Origin of the sequence: Siminovitchia acidinfaciens (assembly GCF_003605385.1) — a bacterium.
In the GTDB taxonomy this organism is placed as follows: domain Bacteria; phylum Bacillota; class Bacilli; order Bacillales; family Bacillaceae_C; genus Siminovitchia; species Siminovitchia acidinfaciens.
The window spans coordinates 458,892-476,961 of sequence record NZ_QYTV02000001.1; the positions used below are offsets into that span (position 1 = coordinate 458,892).

Here is an 18,070-nt window from a genome sequence, read left to right on the forward strand (position 1 = left end):
ATCCGAAAACACAGATTTCCTTCTGCTTAGGAAATGATTAAACTTTTGTGTTGTTTGAACATCTCTATTTCACAATCTGGCCCGTTTGATGAAGAGCGCATCAACAATAATTTAAAAAGAAATCTTTTAATCACCATTCTTAAATTCAGCTCAGGGCAATTTTCTTATTCTGAGTTTTAACACACTTATTCAACTTTTGGGCGGTAGTTTTTATGTCTAAGGGATTTTATTTATAGAAAATTTTACAGCCCGGAAAATCAGCAAAAACTGATTTTCCGGGCTGTTTTTATTATTAAAGAAAGTTTGAAATTTGACTTGGACTTGTCGACTAAGGTTGCGCGCTTTGCGCTTTTCTTATGCCAGTCCTACTTTTTCACGCTTGGTGCTGCCTGGCAATGGTTCGTCAGAGATGAACTTCTTCAACACATTCTCCGTAAGCTTGGAGATGTTGTTGTCATAGTTGTTATGGGACAAGCTGCCGCAGTATGAGATGGAGCTGGTGGAGAAAACAGCGCCTCCGTTTGGTGTCGGATAATAAACCATGTCGGCTCTTACCCTTGGGTTTTCATCTCCGGCCATACCAGGAACGTTAAAGTACAGTTCTTCAGCTACCGGCATGTAGACGCTCGAATGGTCTTCTGAAGACGCAATGATAACGGCGTGCGGCGGAGTTCCGAGTTCATTGTCGTAGATGTCGAGTTCAAGCCCGGCAGCTCCGCCTCCGACTAGGCCGAAGTCGCCAATTTTCTCATCCTCAATGCCTTCAAAGATCCATGATACGCTCGGATCTTGGCTGTCTTCCGTCCTGCGGAAGTAAGAGGAAATTTCGAAGCCTTGGGCTACATAGCCTGTGCCGCCGATTTTTTGCGGGGCACGTCCTCTATGTTTCCAGATGGTGCCGAATTCACCTGTCAAACTTAAGTGTACTTCTCCCGGCCATGCTTTCCACGCATTGTTCCCGAAGTTTTTCCGAACTTCCATGATACTTGGATTGTTTGGATCAAATGTAACGATCCAGTAGAAACCATTAGACCCCATATACATGAAGCGTCCACCATTTGCCTGGAAGTCCTCGACAGCATCCATCATCGGTCCGGAATAGTATTCAGGATGGGATCCTGTTAGGGCAACATTATATTGGTTCAGTAAGTCTGCTCCCTCAAAATGTACATCCTGGTCCGTCACGACATCAAACTTGAAACCTTTTTCAGTTAGCCAGTCGACCAAGTGGAGGTCCGCGTTAAACTGCCACAATGACGGCGACAGCGTATGGCGGTATTTAGGCCTCATGTTCAAAATCGGACGCAGGTTGGAGGAGAAGCAGACACCGGTTCCATCGTTATGGAAATCGTATGTGGAAAGTCCGTATTCGGCGTGCTCTCCAAGGTACATGTCATCTTGTTGGACAACCGGAGCCCTTCCAAACATGACCTGCGCCAGCGGAACATCCTGGAATCGGTTATTTGCGTAGGCCAGGTAGCTTGCCGTTGGCATGATCAGTACAGCTTTTGCTGTCGGTTTTCCTTTTTTCGGTCGGACGAAGAATGTGATATAGTCCTCATCGTCACCGGAAACTACATGTGCAGCATATACGCCGCTCGGCAGGTCATCAGGAATCGTCCATTCAAAGTCCACATCCCAGCCGGCATCTGTCAGATCGTCGTCATGGAAGTGGATCGCTCCATATTGTTCAGGGGCATGGACAAAATTATGCTCCTCGGAGGTCCAGTTATATCCTGTTACTGCCCGAGTTGGCATATTGACTGTTTCCCCGTGGATCTGATTAGGGGACGTGTCAAAGACTCTCCTAATATCATCAAAGCCCTTTTTTGAGATGCCTTTGGAAAAATTCCAAGCTGCTGCAACGTTGGCACCGGAAGGATTTTCGATCCATGCTTCCATTTCCTCTTTGGACAATGCTGTGCTAGCTACTCTTGGTCTGTCGATTTTGCCGTTGTAGCGTTTGATCGCTTTGAACTTCCCGTCAACCTGTTTGTCAATCAAGCTGGCGATAATGAAGGGGGTACCATTGTCTGCCTCTGGCTCGATGTCAATTTGCTTTTCTACGCTGGCATTGTGCTCTTCAATTCCATAGGCAAGTGAAAACTTACCGTTTGTTTTTGTCACTCGCGCTTCTTGGAAAACAGTCACTTTCCTGGTCGCTGCATCAAAGGATGCGCCGACAAAGAACCATGCACCATAGATTAATGGTTTCCCCGTGCTGACCTTTTCCACATTGCCGTCCTGGTCCCCAATCCATAGAGAGATGCAGCCTTCCTTATCAATAAACAGCCCGTACCCTTTGTTTCCCTTAGGGTCCCATTTTGATAAAATTGCCTGTTCTCCGAGGTCTGGAGTGGTTGACAAAATCATCGCCTGCAATGAAAAGCTTTCAAGGCTCTGCAATGCAGGGTGATCGTCAAACTTTATGTACGATCCCATATGAATCTCTTGTTTTTTGCCATTATATTCTCTATTAACTTTCGCATTCACTTTTTCTACCTTAAATCCGGGGCCTTCCGGGTTTGTGTCCCCATGGATCAACCGAACGATCTCTGTCCGATATTTTCCGTTCTCACTGTTCACCATGAATTTTAGATTCTGTCCCGGCTGAACACTCATTTTATCCGTATAACCGTTAATAGCCATTAAGCATTACCCCCTAAAGCATTGTGATTTTCATCCACTAAACCAAATTTTCGCAGGCGTCTTAAAAATAGTGCATGCTCAGCGGCTTCCCGGCTGTCAAAAGTTTCATCATCAAAGACCTCATATTGGACGCCTCTGCCTCCTGGATGGCGGCCCAGGCACCACTTCTTATGTGGCTCCAGATTAATGATTAAATATTTGCCTTCAATTTCTTCATGATGCCTTCTAAGGTAATTAAGGACTTTGAGCAGGTGGGCGCTGTGTTTCCCCACGGGAGTACGTCGATGTTCCTCAATTAACTCCTCGGTGACAAGCGGCTTGATGTTGTTTTCAAGAATAAACTTGTCTTTCTCCAAATACACCTTCTGTGCTTGTTCATTGACAATCATTTAATGGCCTCCTTTAGAAATTTCTGACAAATTTGAGTTTATCATGTATTTTGTGGATGTCAGTAATGTATCGTCCCCTATTTTTCTTGTAGATTTTACATGATTTTCCATAAAAGTAAGTTTACTTCCTTAATTCGATAGAGAAAGAAGTATAAACATGATAGATCCGTTGGTAATATGTCATACAGTTTCTTTCAATTGGACCATTATTTTATATTTTATTGTGTGGGTAATAGGCTGGATTGAATGGAAATTCGAGGGGAATTTACAAGTTGGATGGAGAAAGCCTAGGAGAACATTCCATCCCATTATAAGAATTTGACGCTATAGTGATTGGCCAAAGGCTAGAGGAGAATTAATTTTAACGCAGCGATAAGTACTGAATTTTATAATCTTGACCCACTTGATAAAAGCGTTTTGATGGAATTTCAGGGAATTATTTAATTGAATATTTTATTAGATTTATAAATTTTAAAAATAAAAAAACAAAAAAGTATTGAAACTACAAAAAGAGTATAGTATATTAATCCTCATACCGGTTGAACTGGTTCCACCACTTCCACCACCTTAAGATTTCAAAATATAAATTTTTTGCAAGCGTTATCAATGAGTTGAAAAGCAACTAAGATTCAACAATTACAATAGACAAAGGTGATCATATGACAGGCGGTAACAGTCTTTTTAATAGCGTGATTTTGGATATTGAAGAAAAGATAAACAACGGAGAACTTAAAGAAGGTGATAAATTACCTTCGGAGAGAGAGTTAACACGGGCTTACGAAATTAGTAGACATGGAGTGAGACAAGCCTTAACAGTCCTCAAGGAAAAGGGGCTAATTAAGATCACACCTGGAAAAGGCGCCTATATTACTTCTTACAATGAAGATATTTTAACGGAGTCGTTCAAGAGAGTTGTTCAAAAATATGATTCTACTATTGAAGAGATTTTAGAGGTGAGAGAGGAACTTGAATTATCGGTAATCTCTAAAGCCATTTCAAAGGCAACACAAAAAGATATAGATGAGCTTATCGGAATTTGTAAAGAAATGGATCAGGTCATTGATGTAAGCGGATTCTTAGAGTCGGATTTAAAGTTCCATAAAGCTTTGGCTGATTCCACCCAAAATCGAATCCTTGCTGCGTTAGTTCATTCCTTTTTTGAAATGACTGAGGAATCCCCATTTTTATTAACGAAGTATACAAGCAACTTTTTGGATATCGTTACTACCGCACAGAAGCAGCACTGGATAATGATTGAAGCTTTAGAAACACGCAATTTGGATTTGGCTATACAAACAATGACAGAGCATATGGAATTGTTTAAAGAGGAAGTTGATCTTTTAAAGCTTAACAATATTAACTTTAAGGAGGTGAGGTAATCGCAGGCAAGAAACTGTTTTTATTCTAATGAAAGGAGGAACTTTTCGTAATGGAGAAAAAACTTCCTATATTTCATCCGGGTATACCGGCGGTCATTAGTATTATTTTTGCTTTAATAACTGGTATTGTTTGTGCAAAATGGCTCTCTACTATAATGAACCTGTAATTTGGAGGGATGGACGTGAAACCACCGTTAAAATTTGCCTTATATTCTACCTTGTACATTTCTGAAGAAGGAATTTGGGAATATGAGATTTATGAAAAATTAAAGGGGCATTATAACCCGCGAGCATTAAGTAAATTAAGATCAATCCTACTAGAATTACATAATAAGAGCTGGACAGATGAAGTTGATGCGGAGGTTTATGGAGAGACCATTTTTAGAAAATATAAATTACAAGAGCGACATAGGGAATTTGTAGAGTATCAATTATCACCTCTTAAAATCGTAAAGGAATTAGGGCTAGATTCCATCAATGAAAAAGGAGGGGTGAGTCATGAACGCGCATTCGCTAGATCAAATTAAATTAACACAAGAGTCCAGAAAAGTTAGAATCGGCATGGTTTATGCTGCGCTGGGTGCACCTATGCTTGGACTGGCTTTTGGGTTTGCTGGATTAGCTGGCGCCCTGCATCCCTTTGATATGGCATATCCGACAGGTCCGCTGACATTTCAATTTTTTGAGTATATGTTCGGGGTTTTGACGATTTTCATTTATTCATTTGTAGTGGGAACTGCAAAAGATAATTTCAGAATCTTTAGATCGAAAATTTCCTGGTATGGTGTTTTTATGGCAATGACAGGTATGATTGGAGACTTTTTGTTTTTCGCGTCTGCGGCAATTGTCGGTGGCGCAATAGCGGGCCCTCTAGCCGGGCTGTTCGGATTCTGGGGAGCGGTAGTCACATCCATCGTATATAGGGAAAAAATTATGCAAAAATGGACCTTGGTCGGGGTAGCCTTTATTGTCATTGGAATTTGGGTAGCTTCAGGGGGTATGTCGTTAGCAGCTCCTGCGGGTGTTTCATCTACGGCAATTCTTATTGGCGCAGGTATGGGACTGCTTGCAGCAATAATATATGGTATTGAAAGTTTTGCCATAGCGGCAGGTTCAGATATGATGCCTGAAGAAAGTTCCCTATTTTGGCGGGCAGGATGGGCGCTAGTTGGAGCAATCATTCTGAACTTTGCAATTATGCCAAAATTCACCGATATTGCAAGTGTTATGTTTAAAGATCCAATGTGGTGGTCATATGCGGCTGTTACTGGAGGAGCTTGGGGTATCTTTATGATAGTTTCCCTCTATATAGGTATTAATACGGCAGGCACTGTAGGCGGCGGTTTACTTGCGAGCACAGGATTTGTTTGGACAACTTTCCTATCCATGACTATTTATGGGGGTAAATGGAGTACATCTTTAATGCTTGGAAGTCTAATTTTATTCCTTGGGATTGGAGTAATGCTTTTAAGGCCAGCCAAACTAATTGCTAAATTACGAAGTTGAGTGTGTATAGAAAGGGGTCAAATAAATGGATCAATTAAAAGATGAATATTTACAGCTTACAAAAAGTGAGCATAAATATCTGGCTGTAGGAGTAATTCTAAGTTCCATGGTTTTTGTAATTCCCTTTATTATTATCATTGCAAATGGCTGGTGGGAACCACTAGGCTCAGATGCGGCCGGCTGGAAATGGGTAATTACTTCAATCATATTATTATCACTTATTTATGTTGCCTTGCTGTTTGATAAGTTTTATCGAAGGCATTGATAAATATATAGGATTGTTTGTATAAGAATATTTACTAGTTTATGAGGGAGGAACATCGATGAGTAATTATATCAGCGGTATTGATGTAGGGGGTACATTTACTGACTTTGTTTCATTTGATCAGGAAACAAAGGAAGTGAAGGTTTGGAAAAATTTAACGACTCCTGGCGAGCCAATCAATGGAGTTTTAACTGGTTTAGAAGAATTTGAAAATGTGCAGGATATTGAGCAAATCCGTCATGGTACAACAATCGCTACAAATGCCATTTTAGAAAGAAAAGGAGCAGAAATTGCTTATATAACCACAAAAGGCTTTAGAGACGTTCCTTTTATCCAACGGGCTAATAGAAAGTCGCATTATGATTTAAGCTGGATTAAGCCTAAACCGCTTGTGAAGCGCCGGAATTGCTTTGAGATTGATGAGCGTTTGACGCATAAAGGCGAAACGCTGGCCAAAATTGATGAGAATGAAGTCAAGCAAGTGGCCGAAGAGATCAAGGCAAGAGGAAATATAGAAGCTGTGGCTATTAGTACACTCTTTTCCTACGTAGACCCAAAACATGAAGAAAAGTTAAGGAGTTTGTTAGAGGAATACTTGCCTGGTATGCCAATCTCTATTTCATATGATGTACTTCCGAAGTGGAAGGAATATGAGAGAGCAAGTACTGTCATTGCAGATGCTTACATTAAACCAATTGTTTCATCCTATTTAAAGCAATTAAGTGAGCGCTTTCGAGAAAAAGACATTACCAATAATATCGGAATTATGAAGTCTAATGGAGGCATTATGACTTTAGCTGCTACTGGACAAGCACCGATAAATACCGCTGTATCCGGGCCTACAGGAGGTGTTGTAGGAGCAAAGAGAATTGCGGAACAATGCAATATTGATCATCTGGTTACCCTAGATATGGGGGGCACCAGTACGGATGTTGCCATCATCGAAAACGGAAATGAAGAGCTCACAACTAACTTTGAAATTGAATGGGGCGTTCCTATTCAGGTACCAATGATTGATATTAGAACGATTGGTGCAGGTGGAGGAAGTATCGCTTGGATAGATAATGGCGGCATGCTGAACGTTGGGCCGGAAAGTGCAGGTGCTGATCCTGGACCTGTTTGCTATGGAAGAGGTGGAGAAAATCCAACGGTTACTGATGCCAACCTTATTTTGGGAAGGCTAAGTCCGGATAACTTCCTTGGCGGATCGATGGAGATTGATTATGAAGCGGCATATCAAGCTTTGGAGAGATTGGGTAAGAAACTGAACATGTCGGCCGAAGAGACAGCGAGCGCTATTATCAAAATTGCCAACAACAGCATGGTGGGGGCACTAAGGATGGTATTGGTAGAAGAAGGTCATGATCCAAGGGACTTCACATTGATGAACTTTGGCGGCGCAGGCCCATTGCATGCATGTGATCTGATGGAAATTGCAGAAATACCAAAAGCTGTGATTCCTATGCATCCCGGACAATTTTCTGCCGTTGGCTTCATGTATTCGGATGCACGTGTTGATCTCCAGAGAACTGTTCAAATGACATCAAGCAAGTTTGATATAGACAGGGCGAATGAAGTATTCCAGCAGTTAAAGGAAACGGGAATTAACGACTTATCTTCCCAGGGTTATACAGATAACTATAATATTATTACTTCTATTGAGATGCGTTATCTTGGCCAAAACTATGAGTTGGATGTTCCGTTTAACGAAGAAGAGATTAATGAAGAGAACGTCCAGCAAATATGGAATACATTCCATGAAATGCACGACGAGAGATTCGGCTTCAAAATTGATGGTGAGGCAATGGAAGTTGTTACATTCAAGGTAACCATCATTTGTAAAACAGAGAAACCTGCAGGGAAGAATATTGAAAAAGCAAATGGCAGCCAAGCTGTACCAAAAGATGAGCGTCTGGTCCACTTTGATCAAGAGTCTCTTATGACGGCTATATACGACCGGGACACTCTTTTGGACGGGCATGAAATCTATGGACCGGCTATTGTTGAGGAAAATGCTTCTTCTACGATTGTAGGACCACAGCATAAATTAACGGTTGATTCGTTCGGAAATATGCACATCGAAAAAAGATAGGAGTGGCTAACAACATGGATGTAGTATCAGTCAATATCATTAACTCTTCAATGGTATCAATCTGCCGTGAGATGGGTATTACGCTAATGAAAACCTCGTATTCTACTATTTTTAATGAGGCGCTGGATTTCACTTGCGGGCTCGCCAATGCGAAAGGGGAACTTATCGCGGTTGCGGACTATTGTCCGGCAATGATCGGCGGTATGCCTACTTTGATAGAAAACTGTATTAAAGAAATTCCTGCAACAGAAATGAAACCAGGCGATGTTATTCTACATAACGACCCTTATAGAGGAGGGCTGCATCTTCCCGAACACACAGTGTTTAAGCCGATTTTTATTGATGGTGAAGTTGTTGCTTATGCTGTTGCAATCGGCCACTTGGCTGAAGTCGGCGGAATGACCCCTGGAGGATTTGCAGGAGAAGCAACAGAAATATTCCAGGAAGGCCTTAGATTGCCGCCTGTCAAGATCGTAGAACAAGGAAAAGATAACGAGGCAGTATGGAAAATTATGCTTGCCAACGTTAGAACACCTAGATATAACTTTGGAGATTTAAAAGCTCTTATCAGTGCTGCTAATCTGGGTGAGCAAAGGCTGGAAGCCCTGATCAATAAGTATGGAAAAGACTTCTTCATGAAAACAGTGGACGACCTAATGGATTATTCTGAGCGCCGCATGCGTGCAGAAATAAGAGAAATTCCAAACGGTTTATACCAATTCGAAGACTACGTTGAAAACGACGGGATCGAGGATAAAGTTTTTACCATCAAAGCGAATGTATATGTGGAAAATGAAGAAGTGGTCATTGATTATGAAGGGACCTCCCCTCAGGCAAGAGGTCCAATCAACGCAACATATGGAGTGGCCAAGTCAGCTGCCTATAACGCGATGTTGAACTTGACGGATGCTTCCATTCCGAAAAACTCCGGCTGTTTCAGACCCATTCATGTCGTGGCACCGCCGGGAACAGTCGTAAACGTAGACTATCCTGCACCAGAGGTAGGAGGAAATACGGAAACTCACCCAAGAATTGCATTTGCAGTGCTTGGAGCATTCTCTAAAGCTGTTCCGGAAAAGGTCATTGCCTGTGAAGGTGGTACTCATATTAACTTTGTTTTTGGCGGGTATCATGAGGATTATGAAGAATATTACGTATGTTACGACCTAGAAGCCGTTGGTTGGGGAGCTCGCCCTTATGCTGATGGGAACGATATGGTTGACTCGATCAATGGAAACTGCCGTACAACACCGGTAGAAGTATTTGAAACTAGATTCCCTTGGCTTATAGAATCGTTCCATCTAAATCAAGATTCCGGTGGTGCAGGGAAATTCCGTGGCGGCCTGGGTGCTGAGAAGATATTAAAGTGTAATGCGGACTTAATCACTGTAAGCCAAATGACAGATCGCCATCATATTGCTCCTTACGGATTATTTGAAGGAGAAGAAGGCGGGTTCGGAGCTACATTGATTAAGAAAAATGGAGAAGATGAGTGGAAAGATGTTGTTGAAGCTTATGGAAAGGTCTCCTCAAGTAAATTTTCAAATATCCCAATCAGACGTGGAGACAGAGTGAAAATTGTCACACCTGGCGGCGGTGGATACGGTTCACCGAGTGAGAGAGATAGAGACATGATCATGGAAGATGTACTGGATGGATTTATATCCAAGAAAGCAGCAGAAACAATCTATTAAAGATTTAGGAGGGCTGTTCTGATGAAGTTTTCAAGTAACGGTTATTATGTAGAGAAGTACGAAAAATGTTCTGTCTGTGGAAAACTTGTATATGAGGAACGAATTGAAAAATTAAACATAAAAGAGGAACTAGCATTATTCTGCTCAGATTGGTGTGTTGATTGGGAAAAGAAAAGAGAGAAAATTAAAGCGGAAGCTATTGCTCTGTCAAAATAGTTAAAAGTTATTTGAGAATACAAAAAAGCGAGGGTCTAGAGACTCTCGCTTTTTTGGGTTTTGGTTCCTTTTAATAAAAGGACCTGCAATATTCTTTGTGGGTCCCTGCGTTAAATCAGTTGGTTAAATACTTGATTGAACGGGAAAAACATTTCGCTCGGGTTGTTTTCTCAAATCAGCAAGTTAAATGTAGTCTCCATATATACTCATTGATCCATTAATCCTTACGCATAAGAATAGCATCTACCCGACTGGATAGATGCTATTATGATTATTCTTTATTCAATGGTATGTCCATAGTGTTTGCATACTCTTCTACTTCTGGTGACATCATCTCTACAACTGATGCTTCCATGACTACATCTGCCATTGGTTCATCATCATTAGGCTGAAATTTGCTAATGTCAACTTCGTACATCGCAATTTTTTTGTCATTCAAAATAATATTGATGCCGACTTTGTCAGCCCCTTTGATTGCAGGCTGGTGCAAAAAGTCATACGTTTGAGTTGTCGCATGCTGAAATGCCAGCCCAGGTTGTAGATTATCATTCATTCTAATGATCAGTGATACATAATTATTTATGTCAATAGCGTCCGTTACTTCCACACTCTTTGAGTACTCATACATACTGGTATCAATGCTCGAATCTTCTTCTTTGGGTCCATCTTTTGGTTGTTCCTTATCTTCCTTTTTTGGCTGCTCTTTCTCTTCTTGTTTTACATCTTCTTTAGGCTCTTCCTTCTCTGGTGCAGCTGTTTCATCACCGCATGCTGATAAAAAAAGCATAGCAGCTGCTAGTAATAAAAATAGCTTCTTCAAAATATATTCCCCCTAAAAAATAGTTGCAGGTAACATTGTCTAATATTTGGTAGTAGTTTTCAATAGAAAAGGTGCGCCACATTACAGCAACTCTATTTTTCTTAGTAGTTTTTTCATCCCGAAACTTAGAATAATAAGTAGAAGTGCAAAGCAATATCCAAGAAAGAGGAGAACTTGTAGAGCGTTTGTTGTGCCTGCCATTTCCATAAATAGATGGGGCGCACGTGCAGCAATCCTTTTTCAAAAGGTATGAAACCGCATGATTGTGAGATTCTAAATGATGGTTCAAACAGCATGGTTATATTAAAATCAAGCCATACGGTTAATCTTGAATAATTTAAAAGGAGTGAGGACTGTGCCTGATAAGAAAATTACGGAACCAGACCACACAGCAGTTCGAGTTGCGTTGTGGCGGGCTTTGCACGTTCAGGTCGATTCACCGCCGCATGTGCTGGAAGACGAGGTCGGCCTGCGGCTTGCGGATCTGGATGATGGCTGGCGCGAACGCCCGGACATGGACCCGGAGTTTACGAGTAGCTTTCGGGCTTCGATCGTGGCCCGTGCCCGTTTCATCGAGGATTTGGTTGTGGAGCAGGTCGGCCGTGGCGTCATGCAATATGTCATTCTTGGTGCCGGCCTCGACACCTTCGCCCAGCGCCGGCCGGAGGTTGCCTCCAATATGCAAATCTTTGAGGTTGACCAGCCCGGCACGCAGGCCTGGAAGCGGCAGCGGCTGATCGATCTTGGCTTTGACATCCCTCAGTGGCTGCATCTCGTCCCGGTCGATTTCGAGGCGGACGAGTCTTGGTTGGAACAGCTGAAGGCCGCCGGCTTTGATGCGGGGCGTCCGGCTGTCGTGGCTTCAACCGGTGTCACCCAGTATCTCACGAAAGATGCGGTCGCGGCCACTTTGCGAGAGGTGGCGGGACTCGCACCTGGCTCCACGCTGGCCATGACGTTCATTCTACCACCGGAGCTTGTTCAATCTGAGCTGCGTCCGGGAATGGAAGCGTCAAGGAAGGGAGCGAAAGAAGGCGGAACACCTTTCGTCAGCTTCTTCACGCCGCAGGAAATGCTAGATATGGCGCGGGAGGCAGGTTTTAAGGAGGCCCGGCATGTGTCCGCAGCGGATCTGAACAAGCGCTATTTCACTGGCCGGACAGATGGTCTGCGGCTGCTGAGCGGAGAGGAGTTCCTGGTAGCGACTACCTAAAAGTGCATACTTATGAACAAAGCGGCAGGCCAAGGCCTGCCGTTCCTATTTTAACAGCACCGAAAACATCTCCCGCTTAGTCGTCAAGTTCAATCCTCTTCACTCCACATACTTTTTACCGGCTTTTGGTTTAGATACGACTCAAATTTCGTTGCAAACATCGTCTTCGGTATTGTAAACATCACTGCTTGTTTTTAGATTTATTAATGGCAAAGACCCAACCAAATATGCCACCTACAGCAATTCCAAATATGATTTTTGAAGCCATATTATCAAACAAAAGAAAACCAACGATTGTCATCATTACAATAAATATAAAAAACCAATACCAATTTACTTTCCTCATTTACTCCGCCACATCCTTAATAAAACCAATACCCTTTATGATTTTTGACCAACTTTATTCAGCAATAGCGCCCGATTCTGGAATAAGTTCATGTGATTGCTCCCTAGTAGAATGACAGATAGAGCTCCCACGACGTTTAATGAAAGCCTGAAGGAGGTATTAGTAGAGTTCAACTAACGCCTTCAATCACTATTAGCATTTGACTCTTTCACAATTTGCTTTAAGTATCCTTTAGGAATAGATTCAGTCATTAAGATATTCCTCGTAACTGACTGATCCTCTGTTGTTCTAATTTCAAGCAGCATCATATCCTTTGAACTAAGTTTGTATGGCTCATGGATGATAATATCTACTGTACTTCCTTGCGTAAGTCTATGGGGGAAAAAAACTTCCCTATTATTTTGTTCGAAGGAAATCGTTGCTACACTATCATAATGACCAATTGAATCAATTGTTACATCTTTCTCGGATGTATACGTATAGCGAAGTGTATTGCCATTCTTTGTCGTATTAACTGCCTCGTTATTCATCATGAGAACAAGTATTGTTTCAATTGGGGAATAGTTATCAAATGAAATTTGTACAGGCAACGCACGACCTTCAAGGGAAAGAAAGTAAGCAAGTTGGTCATCTGTTAGTTCAACTACGTCTTCTCGTAGCTCATAGCCATTTTGTACTGCCAATACTTTTGTAAAATTAGTTTCCATATCCCAATTTCCGTTCGTTCGGGGGGGATAAAAACCTTTTGTGCCATGTCCAACTTCCATTACATACGTTTCATCATCTTGATCAACTATATATGAAACTGCTAGTGTTTTAGTTACTTCTTCAAATTGAACGGACATCACAATGGGTTTTTCTAACCTTGCTTTAGGCCAAACAAAATATATAACCACCCCAATTACAACCACTAAAGTAATTATCCATTTCTTCATCTGTTTTTTCATTCCCCCATTATTGTTTATATTTTATTCTGTTGTTCAATTATATGGCTCGCTAAAATTAGGGTGGTGTTCCTTCCGTTAAAGCGCCCTATTCTGGAAGAGGGTCTCAGAATAGCTTATTAAAGAAAATCCCTCAGTAGTTGAACAAAGATTTATTTCCTTTAAGAGAAAAAAAGTAAAAAACTCCACCGATCATCCAAAAAGGTTCCCAGAAAATTAACCTCCAAAAAGTTGCATATGAATCTAAATCAAAGTCTAAAATATTAAACTTACTTAATGTAATTGTAATGAAATTAAGAAATCCATATAAGAACAATAAGGAGCCTACGATTTTTGCAACGAAATAAAGAATTTTGGTTATTATAGGCTTCTTCCATTGAACAAGAAGTATTAACAATAATATTAACCCAAGTAATTTAATAAAACCGGTCAGCCAAACAATCATAATAAACGAGGGGGAAGGGTTTTGGGACATCTCATAAATAGACCCTCCTAGAGATCTAACACCAAGTAAGCCACCCATTGCCCAATAAAAGCTCATACCTGAAAAAATAATAGTCCAAACAATACCCAAAGCTATGAACCAATAATTCCTTTGCATTGGAAAACACTCCCCTAAATGGCTGTTAAACATAAAGAAAAGGCATAATTCCTGAATACCACAACTGGATTGAAGAAGAATATAATAAATTAAAAAAGGAGTTAAAAGCACTTAACGAAAAGAAGATTGATGAAGCGTTACAAATACTCGAAGAAAAGTTTAATCAAAATGTACCAGGAGATTCCTAAATATAGGAGTCTCTTTTTTACGGAATCACTCACTCGGAATGGAAAGGCCTTTTCTTAGACGGCACACATCAAGATGATTGGAACAATCACGTGCCATCTGCCGCCGAGGTTCTCGATATCCGCTCGTAAATGTTAGATACGGTTGAAGCCCAGCCTCGATTTGTCACTTGGCATGAAGGTATCTACCTCGGCATCATCGAATCATTGATCATTCCACTCAAGGAAAAGTAAATTTATCTAGAACAATGTCGTATATTCCTTTCTTATCGGAGCAAATGTTAGATGGCCTAAGTATAATATTCTCCTCTGCTTATATCATTTGTTGTACCACTAAACAGCTTCTTTAAATTAAGTATATTTCTTCACAATCTTATTAGATCTAACTTATTCCACAATTTGGCCCTAAAATGAAAAATAAGCGCTTATCCTTGTTCGAGGATAGCGCCCGATTGTTGAATATCGTTATTGAAGTAAAGCGCCCATTAGTGCAATAATTTTTTGTTTAAAAATATACCAAGATCGTCAATCTAAATATAAAGGAATCAGATAGCCTAAAATTTATTAATCACCATCTGGGATAACATAATGCTTGACTCCGCGCTCTTTTCCATTTGTAGCGATTGCACCTTCTGGAAGGGTTTTCCTAATGAAGACATCACTTGTAACAGGGGTACCATTTAAATCCGTTGTACCTTCAGGTAGAAAATCCATCTGTAAAAATGCGCCCTTTATAATCGGCTTACCATTTGGATTAACTTTTGCAGCTTCTAATTCTTCTAGAGTTACTGCTCCTGCACCACTTGGCTTTTTCTCAACATAACAATAATGCGCGAACGAGGGAGAAGCAAAAGATAAAAATAAAACAGAGGTTAATAATACTTTTTTAATCATTTAGCTCAGCTCCTAATATGGAAAATTTGCATTAACAAGTTAATTATAGTTCTTTCTAGGGAACGAAACAATGCTTAATAAAGAACAAATACCAACAGATTTTTAGTTTAAAAAGATTTCTAATGCCTTTCGGTCATTGATTTTCGTCCTTTACTTTATTAAGCAAATCTGCCAGTTAGTGACATAAGGATTTTTAAACAACATTATTATTTTTTAATGACTTTATTGTAAATTAAACAACTTTATTATCTCCGTACAATAGCGTCAGGAAAATTCCGAATTTACAACGTTAAGGGAGTTTCAATATTAAAAAACCTAATTTTTCAGCAAAAAATGAGAAATTAGGTTTTTCATTAATAGAAAAAGACTTATAAGTATTTATCACTAATCACTTTCATATGGTGTAACTCGTGCCCGACAATGCCATATGCAATGGTACCTACTGAAACTGGGCTGTTCATTACGGTTCCATTACGAACCCACGCTGCATCATCAATGGTTGAAATAAGGCTTAACGTGTTGGAGCGTACCGTGTCTAAACCAACTAGTAACTGCTCCCAGGATAATTTGTTGAAGTTTGCCGCAGAAACGTATTGATCCTGATCCATTGCTGGGAGTGGTGCACTTTCATTTCGTGCAATGGCAAGCATTCGATACGACATCACACGTTCCGAGTCGGTCATATGCCCAATCACTTCTTTTAAAGTCCATTTCCCTGGTGCGTACGCCTTCCTTGCTGACTCCTCTGATACGCTGCTTAAGAGGGTAATGGTCTTAGTTCGTTGCTTACTAAGTATTTCTTCAATATCTCCATCTGGCACAAGACTAACATACCTATCATGCTCTGGATTTTCAATAAATAATGGTCGTGGACGCACAAGAATCCTCCTCATCGGAATAGTTAAGTATGGTTCTAGGCTAATATTCGACTGTCAAAAAGATATTTCCTTTATTTTTGACATTTAATTTCATTACCGCAAAATAATTGCAAATTAAACAACTTTATTATCTCTGTACAACTGATTTATGCAGTTAACATAAGATAATAATGGATTAATTCATTTTTTATTCCACTAACCTGCCCGTTAGCTTAAGTACAGTTTTTCACAATCTCCACTTTCCTATAAAAAGTTATTGCATTAAATGGCCCGTTTGTTGAATCAGTATAATTTTAAAATTATGTTTGAATATTAGTGTATAATATGGTTTTTTTAAAAAAAGTGATTCATAAAAATTAATAAACATACTGCCAAAACATACATTACCTAAATGCTAGATACACTGATTCTCTAGATTCGTCTCCGTTAATAAGAATAAAGTTTCCAAGTAACGAAAAAGAACAGGATGCTCTAACCATCCTGTTCCGACTCTTTAATCATTAATATAAAAGATTCTCGTTTCCCTTGTAACTTTTCCGGCATTGTTTGCTGCTTCAAAGGTGACAACATGGAATCGTTCTTTTAAGCCTTCATTTAGCGCCAATGAAATAGTAGATGTTTCATGGTCAAAAGCAGGTGTATATGGGATGCCGTCAACAATTACTCTTAGGCTATTTTCATCAGCTTTTGCCCCATTATCTGCGGCAACCTTTGCTGTAAGGACCGGCGTTCTGTCCTGAATGATTTCACCCATTTCATATGTTGGAGTGATTGTAAGTCCTGTGCCGACATTCGCAGGATCATGCTCAGCTGCCTTCTCTACTTCCTTCAAGACACGGAGCATATTTTTTCCAAGGATTTTTTCTATGTCCTGCTTTGTGTAGCCTCTATTCACTAATTCCTCTGTTAATTTTGGCAAGTGGGATACATCCGGGAGATCCTCTGGCAGGGTGGCGCCGTCATAATCTGAACCGAGCCCGACATGATCGATGCCAATCAGTTTCACAACGTGGTCAATATGATCGACAACGTCTGCAATATAAGTGTTAGGTTTGTTTGTCAAAAATGCTGGATAGAATACGATGTTGATGACACCACCATTTTCTTTCAGAGCCTTCAATTGGTCATCTGAAAGGTTTCGCTGGTGGTCTTTTAAGGCTTTAACACCTGAATGGGAGGCTATAATAGGCGCGTCGGAAACTTGAATGACATCCCAAAATGTACCTTCGGCCATATGGGATACATCGATCACCATTCCCAAACGATTCATTTCCCTTGCAACGTTAGCTCCAAGCTCCGTTAAGCCGCCTTCTGAAGGGGTTCTGTTTGGATCATTGTATTGTCTGTTGGCTCCTTCACCAAGGGCATTGGAATAGTTCCAGTTAAAGCCGATCGATGTAACGCCCAGGTCCCGATATTGATGCAAAAGCTCAATCGCATTTTCTTCATCCATAGAATAGGCACCTTCTATTGTTGGGACAGCGGCTATTTTACCAGCATGGACTGTTTTTTCAATTTCCTTTAAAGAAGATGAAATTTTAAAGGTGTCAGGATTGTTTTTCTCCGTCCAATATAACGCATTGATTAAGGCAAGCGTCCGGCTGATGCTTCGAGGGGTATTATTATAGTATCCGGATGTATAGGCAGCAAAGAAAGGAACGTTTACACCTCCTGCCTGAAGTTTCGGTATGTCAACCTCAAAGGGTGTACCATTTCCGATATCCACCTTTGGAAGCCAAGTGCTAGAATCAACAACATTGCTCATGGTGTCGCTATGGCCGTCCGTGATGATAGAATTAAAATGTATTTCTTCTGGCGATGCGGGTTTAGCCAAGGCTGAAGTAGAGTAAGAGAGGACAAAAAGAACTGTCAGTACAAGGTAAAACAGTTTTTTCTTCAAAATAGTTCCTCCTTTTACATATATTACAAATAATTATACTATTCCGACTTAAGGTTTTATATAGGGCGAAATATTGGATTATTAAAATGATGTTAATAG

General features: G+C 40.6%; 17 protein-coding genes. 8 read left to right on the forward strand and 9 right to left on the reverse strand.

What is annotated here, in order from left to right; translation table 11 throughout:
* Positions 1-354: 354 nt before the first annotated feature.
* Entirely contained in the window at positions 355-2,649 is a 2,295-nt protein-coding gene (locus tag D4T97_RS02090) for a N,N-dimethylformamidase beta subunit family domain-containing protein (RefSeq protein ID WP_126047175.1), read from the reverse strand.
* Entirely contained in the window at positions 2,649-3,038 is a 390-nt protein-coding gene (locus D4T97_RS02095) for an inner-membrane translocator (RefSeq protein ID WP_126047177.1), read from the reverse strand. The genes D4T97_RS02090 and D4T97_RS02095 overlap by 1 nt, the downstream gene beginning before the upstream one ends.
* 659 nt (positions 3,039-3,697) lie before the next feature.
* On the opposite strand from D4T97_RS02095, the gene D4T97_RS02100 reads away from it, so the two are divergent.
* The 7 genes from D4T97_RS02100 to D4T97_RS02130 all read left to right on the forward strand — a co-directional run bounded on the left by D4T97_RS02100 (position 3,698) and on the right by D4T97_RS02130 (position 10,190).
* Positions 3,698-4,417 carry a FadR/GntR family transcriptional regulator gene (locus D4T97_RS02100; protein ID WP_126047179.1) on the forward strand — a complete coding sequence of 240 codons (720 nt, stop codon included), beginning with the start codon at positions 3,698-3,700 and terminating at the stop codon, positions 4,415-4,417.
* A 182-nt stretch (positions 4,418-4,599) separates the two neighbouring features.
* Positions 4,600-4,944 (forward strand): hypothetical protein, encoded by a 345-nt coding sequence (locus D4T97_RS02105; RefSeq protein WP_126047181.1) that lies wholly within the window; start codon positions 4,600-4,602, stop codon positions 4,942-4,944.
* Positions 4,916-5,923 (forward strand): DMT family transporter, encoded by a 1,008-nt coding sequence (locus D4T97_RS02110; protein ID WP_126047183.1) that lies wholly within the window; start codon positions 4,916-4,918, stop codon positions 5,921-5,923. The genes D4T97_RS02105 and D4T97_RS02110 overlap by 29 nt, the downstream gene beginning before the upstream one ends.
* Positions 5,924-5,948: 25 nt before the next feature.
* Positions 5,949-6,188 (forward strand): hypothetical protein, encoded by a 240-nt coding sequence (locus tag D4T97_RS02115; RefSeq protein WP_126047185.1) that lies wholly within the window; start codon positions 5,949-5,951, stop codon positions 6,186-6,188.
* A gap of 58 nt (positions 6,189-6,246) precedes the next feature.
* Entirely contained in the window at positions 6,247-8,280 is a 2,034-nt protein-coding gene (locus D4T97_RS02120; RefSeq protein ID WP_126047187.1) for a hydantoinase/oxoprolinase family protein, read from the forward strand.
* Between the two features lie 14 nt (positions 8,281-8,294).
* Entirely contained in the window at positions 8,295-9,974 is a 1,680-nt protein-coding gene (locus D4T97_RS02125) for a hydantoinase B/oxoprolinase family protein (RefSeq protein WP_126047188.1), read from the forward strand.
* A 21-nt stretch (positions 9,975-9,995) separates the two neighbouring features.
* Entirely contained in the window at positions 9,996-10,190 is a 195-nt protein-coding gene (locus D4T97_RS02130; protein ID WP_126047190.1) for a hypothetical protein, read from the forward strand.
* Positions 10,191-10,461: 271 nt separating this feature from the next.
* Here D4T97_RS02130 and D4T97_RS02135 read toward each other — a convergent pair whose 3' ends face one another.
* Entirely contained in the window at positions 10,462-11,010 is a 549-nt protein-coding gene (locus tag D4T97_RS02135; protein ID WP_126047192.1) for a hypothetical protein, read from the reverse strand.
* A gap of 355 nt (positions 11,011-11,365) precedes the next feature.
* On the opposite strand from D4T97_RS02135, the gene D4T97_RS02140 reads away from it, so the two are divergent.
* Positions 11,366-12,223 carry a class I SAM-dependent methyltransferase gene (locus D4T97_RS02140; RefSeq protein WP_126047193.1) on the forward strand — a complete coding sequence of 286 codons (858 nt, stop codon included), beginning with the start codon at positions 11,366-11,368 and terminating at the stop codon, positions 12,221-12,223.
* Between the two features lie 181 nt (positions 12,224-12,404).
* On the opposite strand, the gene D4T97_RS20370 is transcribed toward D4T97_RS02140, so the two are convergent.
* From D4T97_RS20370 to D4T97_RS02165, 6 genes are all read right to left on the reverse strand, one after another.
* Complete coding sequence (locus tag D4T97_RS20370) at positions 12,405-12,569, reverse strand: hypothetical protein (RefSeq protein ID WP_164525439.1); 165 nt, start codon at positions 12,567-12,569, stop codon at positions 12,405-12,407.
* A 182-nt stretch (positions 12,570-12,751) separates the two neighbouring features.
* Positions 12,752-13,516, reverse strand: coding sequence for a hypothetical protein (locus tag D4T97_RS02145; protein WP_126047195.1), 765 nt, complete (start codon positions 13,514-13,516; stop codon positions 12,752-12,754).
* A 130-nt stretch (positions 13,517-13,646) separates the two neighbouring features.
* On the reverse strand, positions 13,647-14,114 hold the full coding sequence (locus D4T97_RS02150) for a DUF3995 domain-containing protein (protein ID WP_126047197.1): 468 nt from the start codon (positions 14,112-14,114) through the stop codon (positions 13,647-13,649).
* A gap of 749 nt (positions 14,115-14,863) precedes the next feature.
* On the reverse strand, positions 14,864-15,193 hold the full coding sequence (locus D4T97_RS02155; protein ID WP_126047199.1) for a hypothetical protein: 330 nt from the start codon (positions 15,191-15,193) through the stop codon (positions 14,864-14,866).
* A gap of 368 nt (positions 15,194-15,561) precedes the next feature.
* A complete protein-coding gene (locus D4T97_RS02160) occupies positions 15,562-16,071 on the reverse strand; it encodes a DinB family protein (protein WP_126047201.1) in 510 nt (169 codons plus the stop codon).
* A 493-nt stretch (positions 16,072-16,564) separates the two neighbouring features.
* Positions 16,565-17,971 (reverse strand): dipeptidase, encoded by a 1,407-nt coding sequence (locus tag D4T97_RS02165; protein WP_126047203.1) that lies wholly within the window; start codon positions 17,969-17,971, stop codon positions 16,565-16,567.
* Between the last annotated feature and the right edge of the window lie 99 nt (positions 17,972-18,070).

What these genes read in the sequence shown, in the direction of transcription:
- D4T97_RS02095 (WP_126047177.1), bottom strand. Translation starts at nt 3,038, where the DNA reads ATGATTGTCAATGAACAAGCACAGAAGGTGTATTTGGAGAAAGACAAG.
- D4T97_RS02145 (WP_126047195.1), bottom strand. Translation starts at nt 13,516, where the DNA reads ATGAAAAAACAGATGAAGAAATGGATAATTACTTTAGTGGTTGTAATT.
- D4T97_RS02100 (WP_126047179.1), top strand. Translation starts at nt 3,698, where the DNA reads ATGACAGGCGGTAACAGTCTTTTTAATAGCGTGATTTTGGATATTGAA.
- D4T97_RS02155 (WP_126047199.1), bottom strand. Translation starts at nt 15,193, where the DNA reads ATGATTAAAAAAGTATTATTAACCTCTGTTTTATTTTTATCTTTTGCT.
- D4T97_RS02125 (WP_126047188.1), top strand. Translation starts at nt 8,295, where the DNA reads ATGGATGTAGTATCAGTCAATATCATTAACTCTTCAATGGTATCAATC.
- D4T97_RS02150 (WP_126047197.1), bottom strand. Translation starts at nt 14,114, where the DNA reads ATGCAAAGGAATTATTGGTTCATAGCTTTGGGTATTGTTTGGACTATT.
- D4T97_RS02110 (WP_126047183.1), top strand. Translation starts at nt 4,916, where the DNA reads ATGAACGCGCATTCGCTAGATCAAATTAAATTAACACAAGAGTCCAGA.
- D4T97_RS02120 (WP_126047187.1), top strand. Translation starts at nt 6,247, where the DNA reads ATGAGTAATTATATCAGCGGTATTGATGTAGGGGGTACATTTACTGAC.
- D4T97_RS02130 (WP_126047190.1), top strand. Translation starts at nt 9,996, where the DNA reads ATGAAGTTTTCAAGTAACGGTTATTATGTAGAGAAGTACGAAAAATGT.
- D4T97_RS02090 (WP_126047175.1), bottom strand. Translation starts at nt 2,649, where the DNA reads ATGGCTATTAACGGTTATACGGATAAAATGAGTGTTCAGCCGGGACAG.
- D4T97_RS20370 (WP_164525439.1), bottom strand. Translation starts at nt 12,569, where the DNA reads ATGAGGAAAGTAAATTGGTATTGGTTTTTTATATTTATTGTAATGATG.
- D4T97_RS02115 (WP_126047185.1), top strand. Translation starts at nt 5,949, where the DNA reads ATGGATCAATTAAAAGATGAATATTTACAGCTTACAAAAAGTGAGCAT.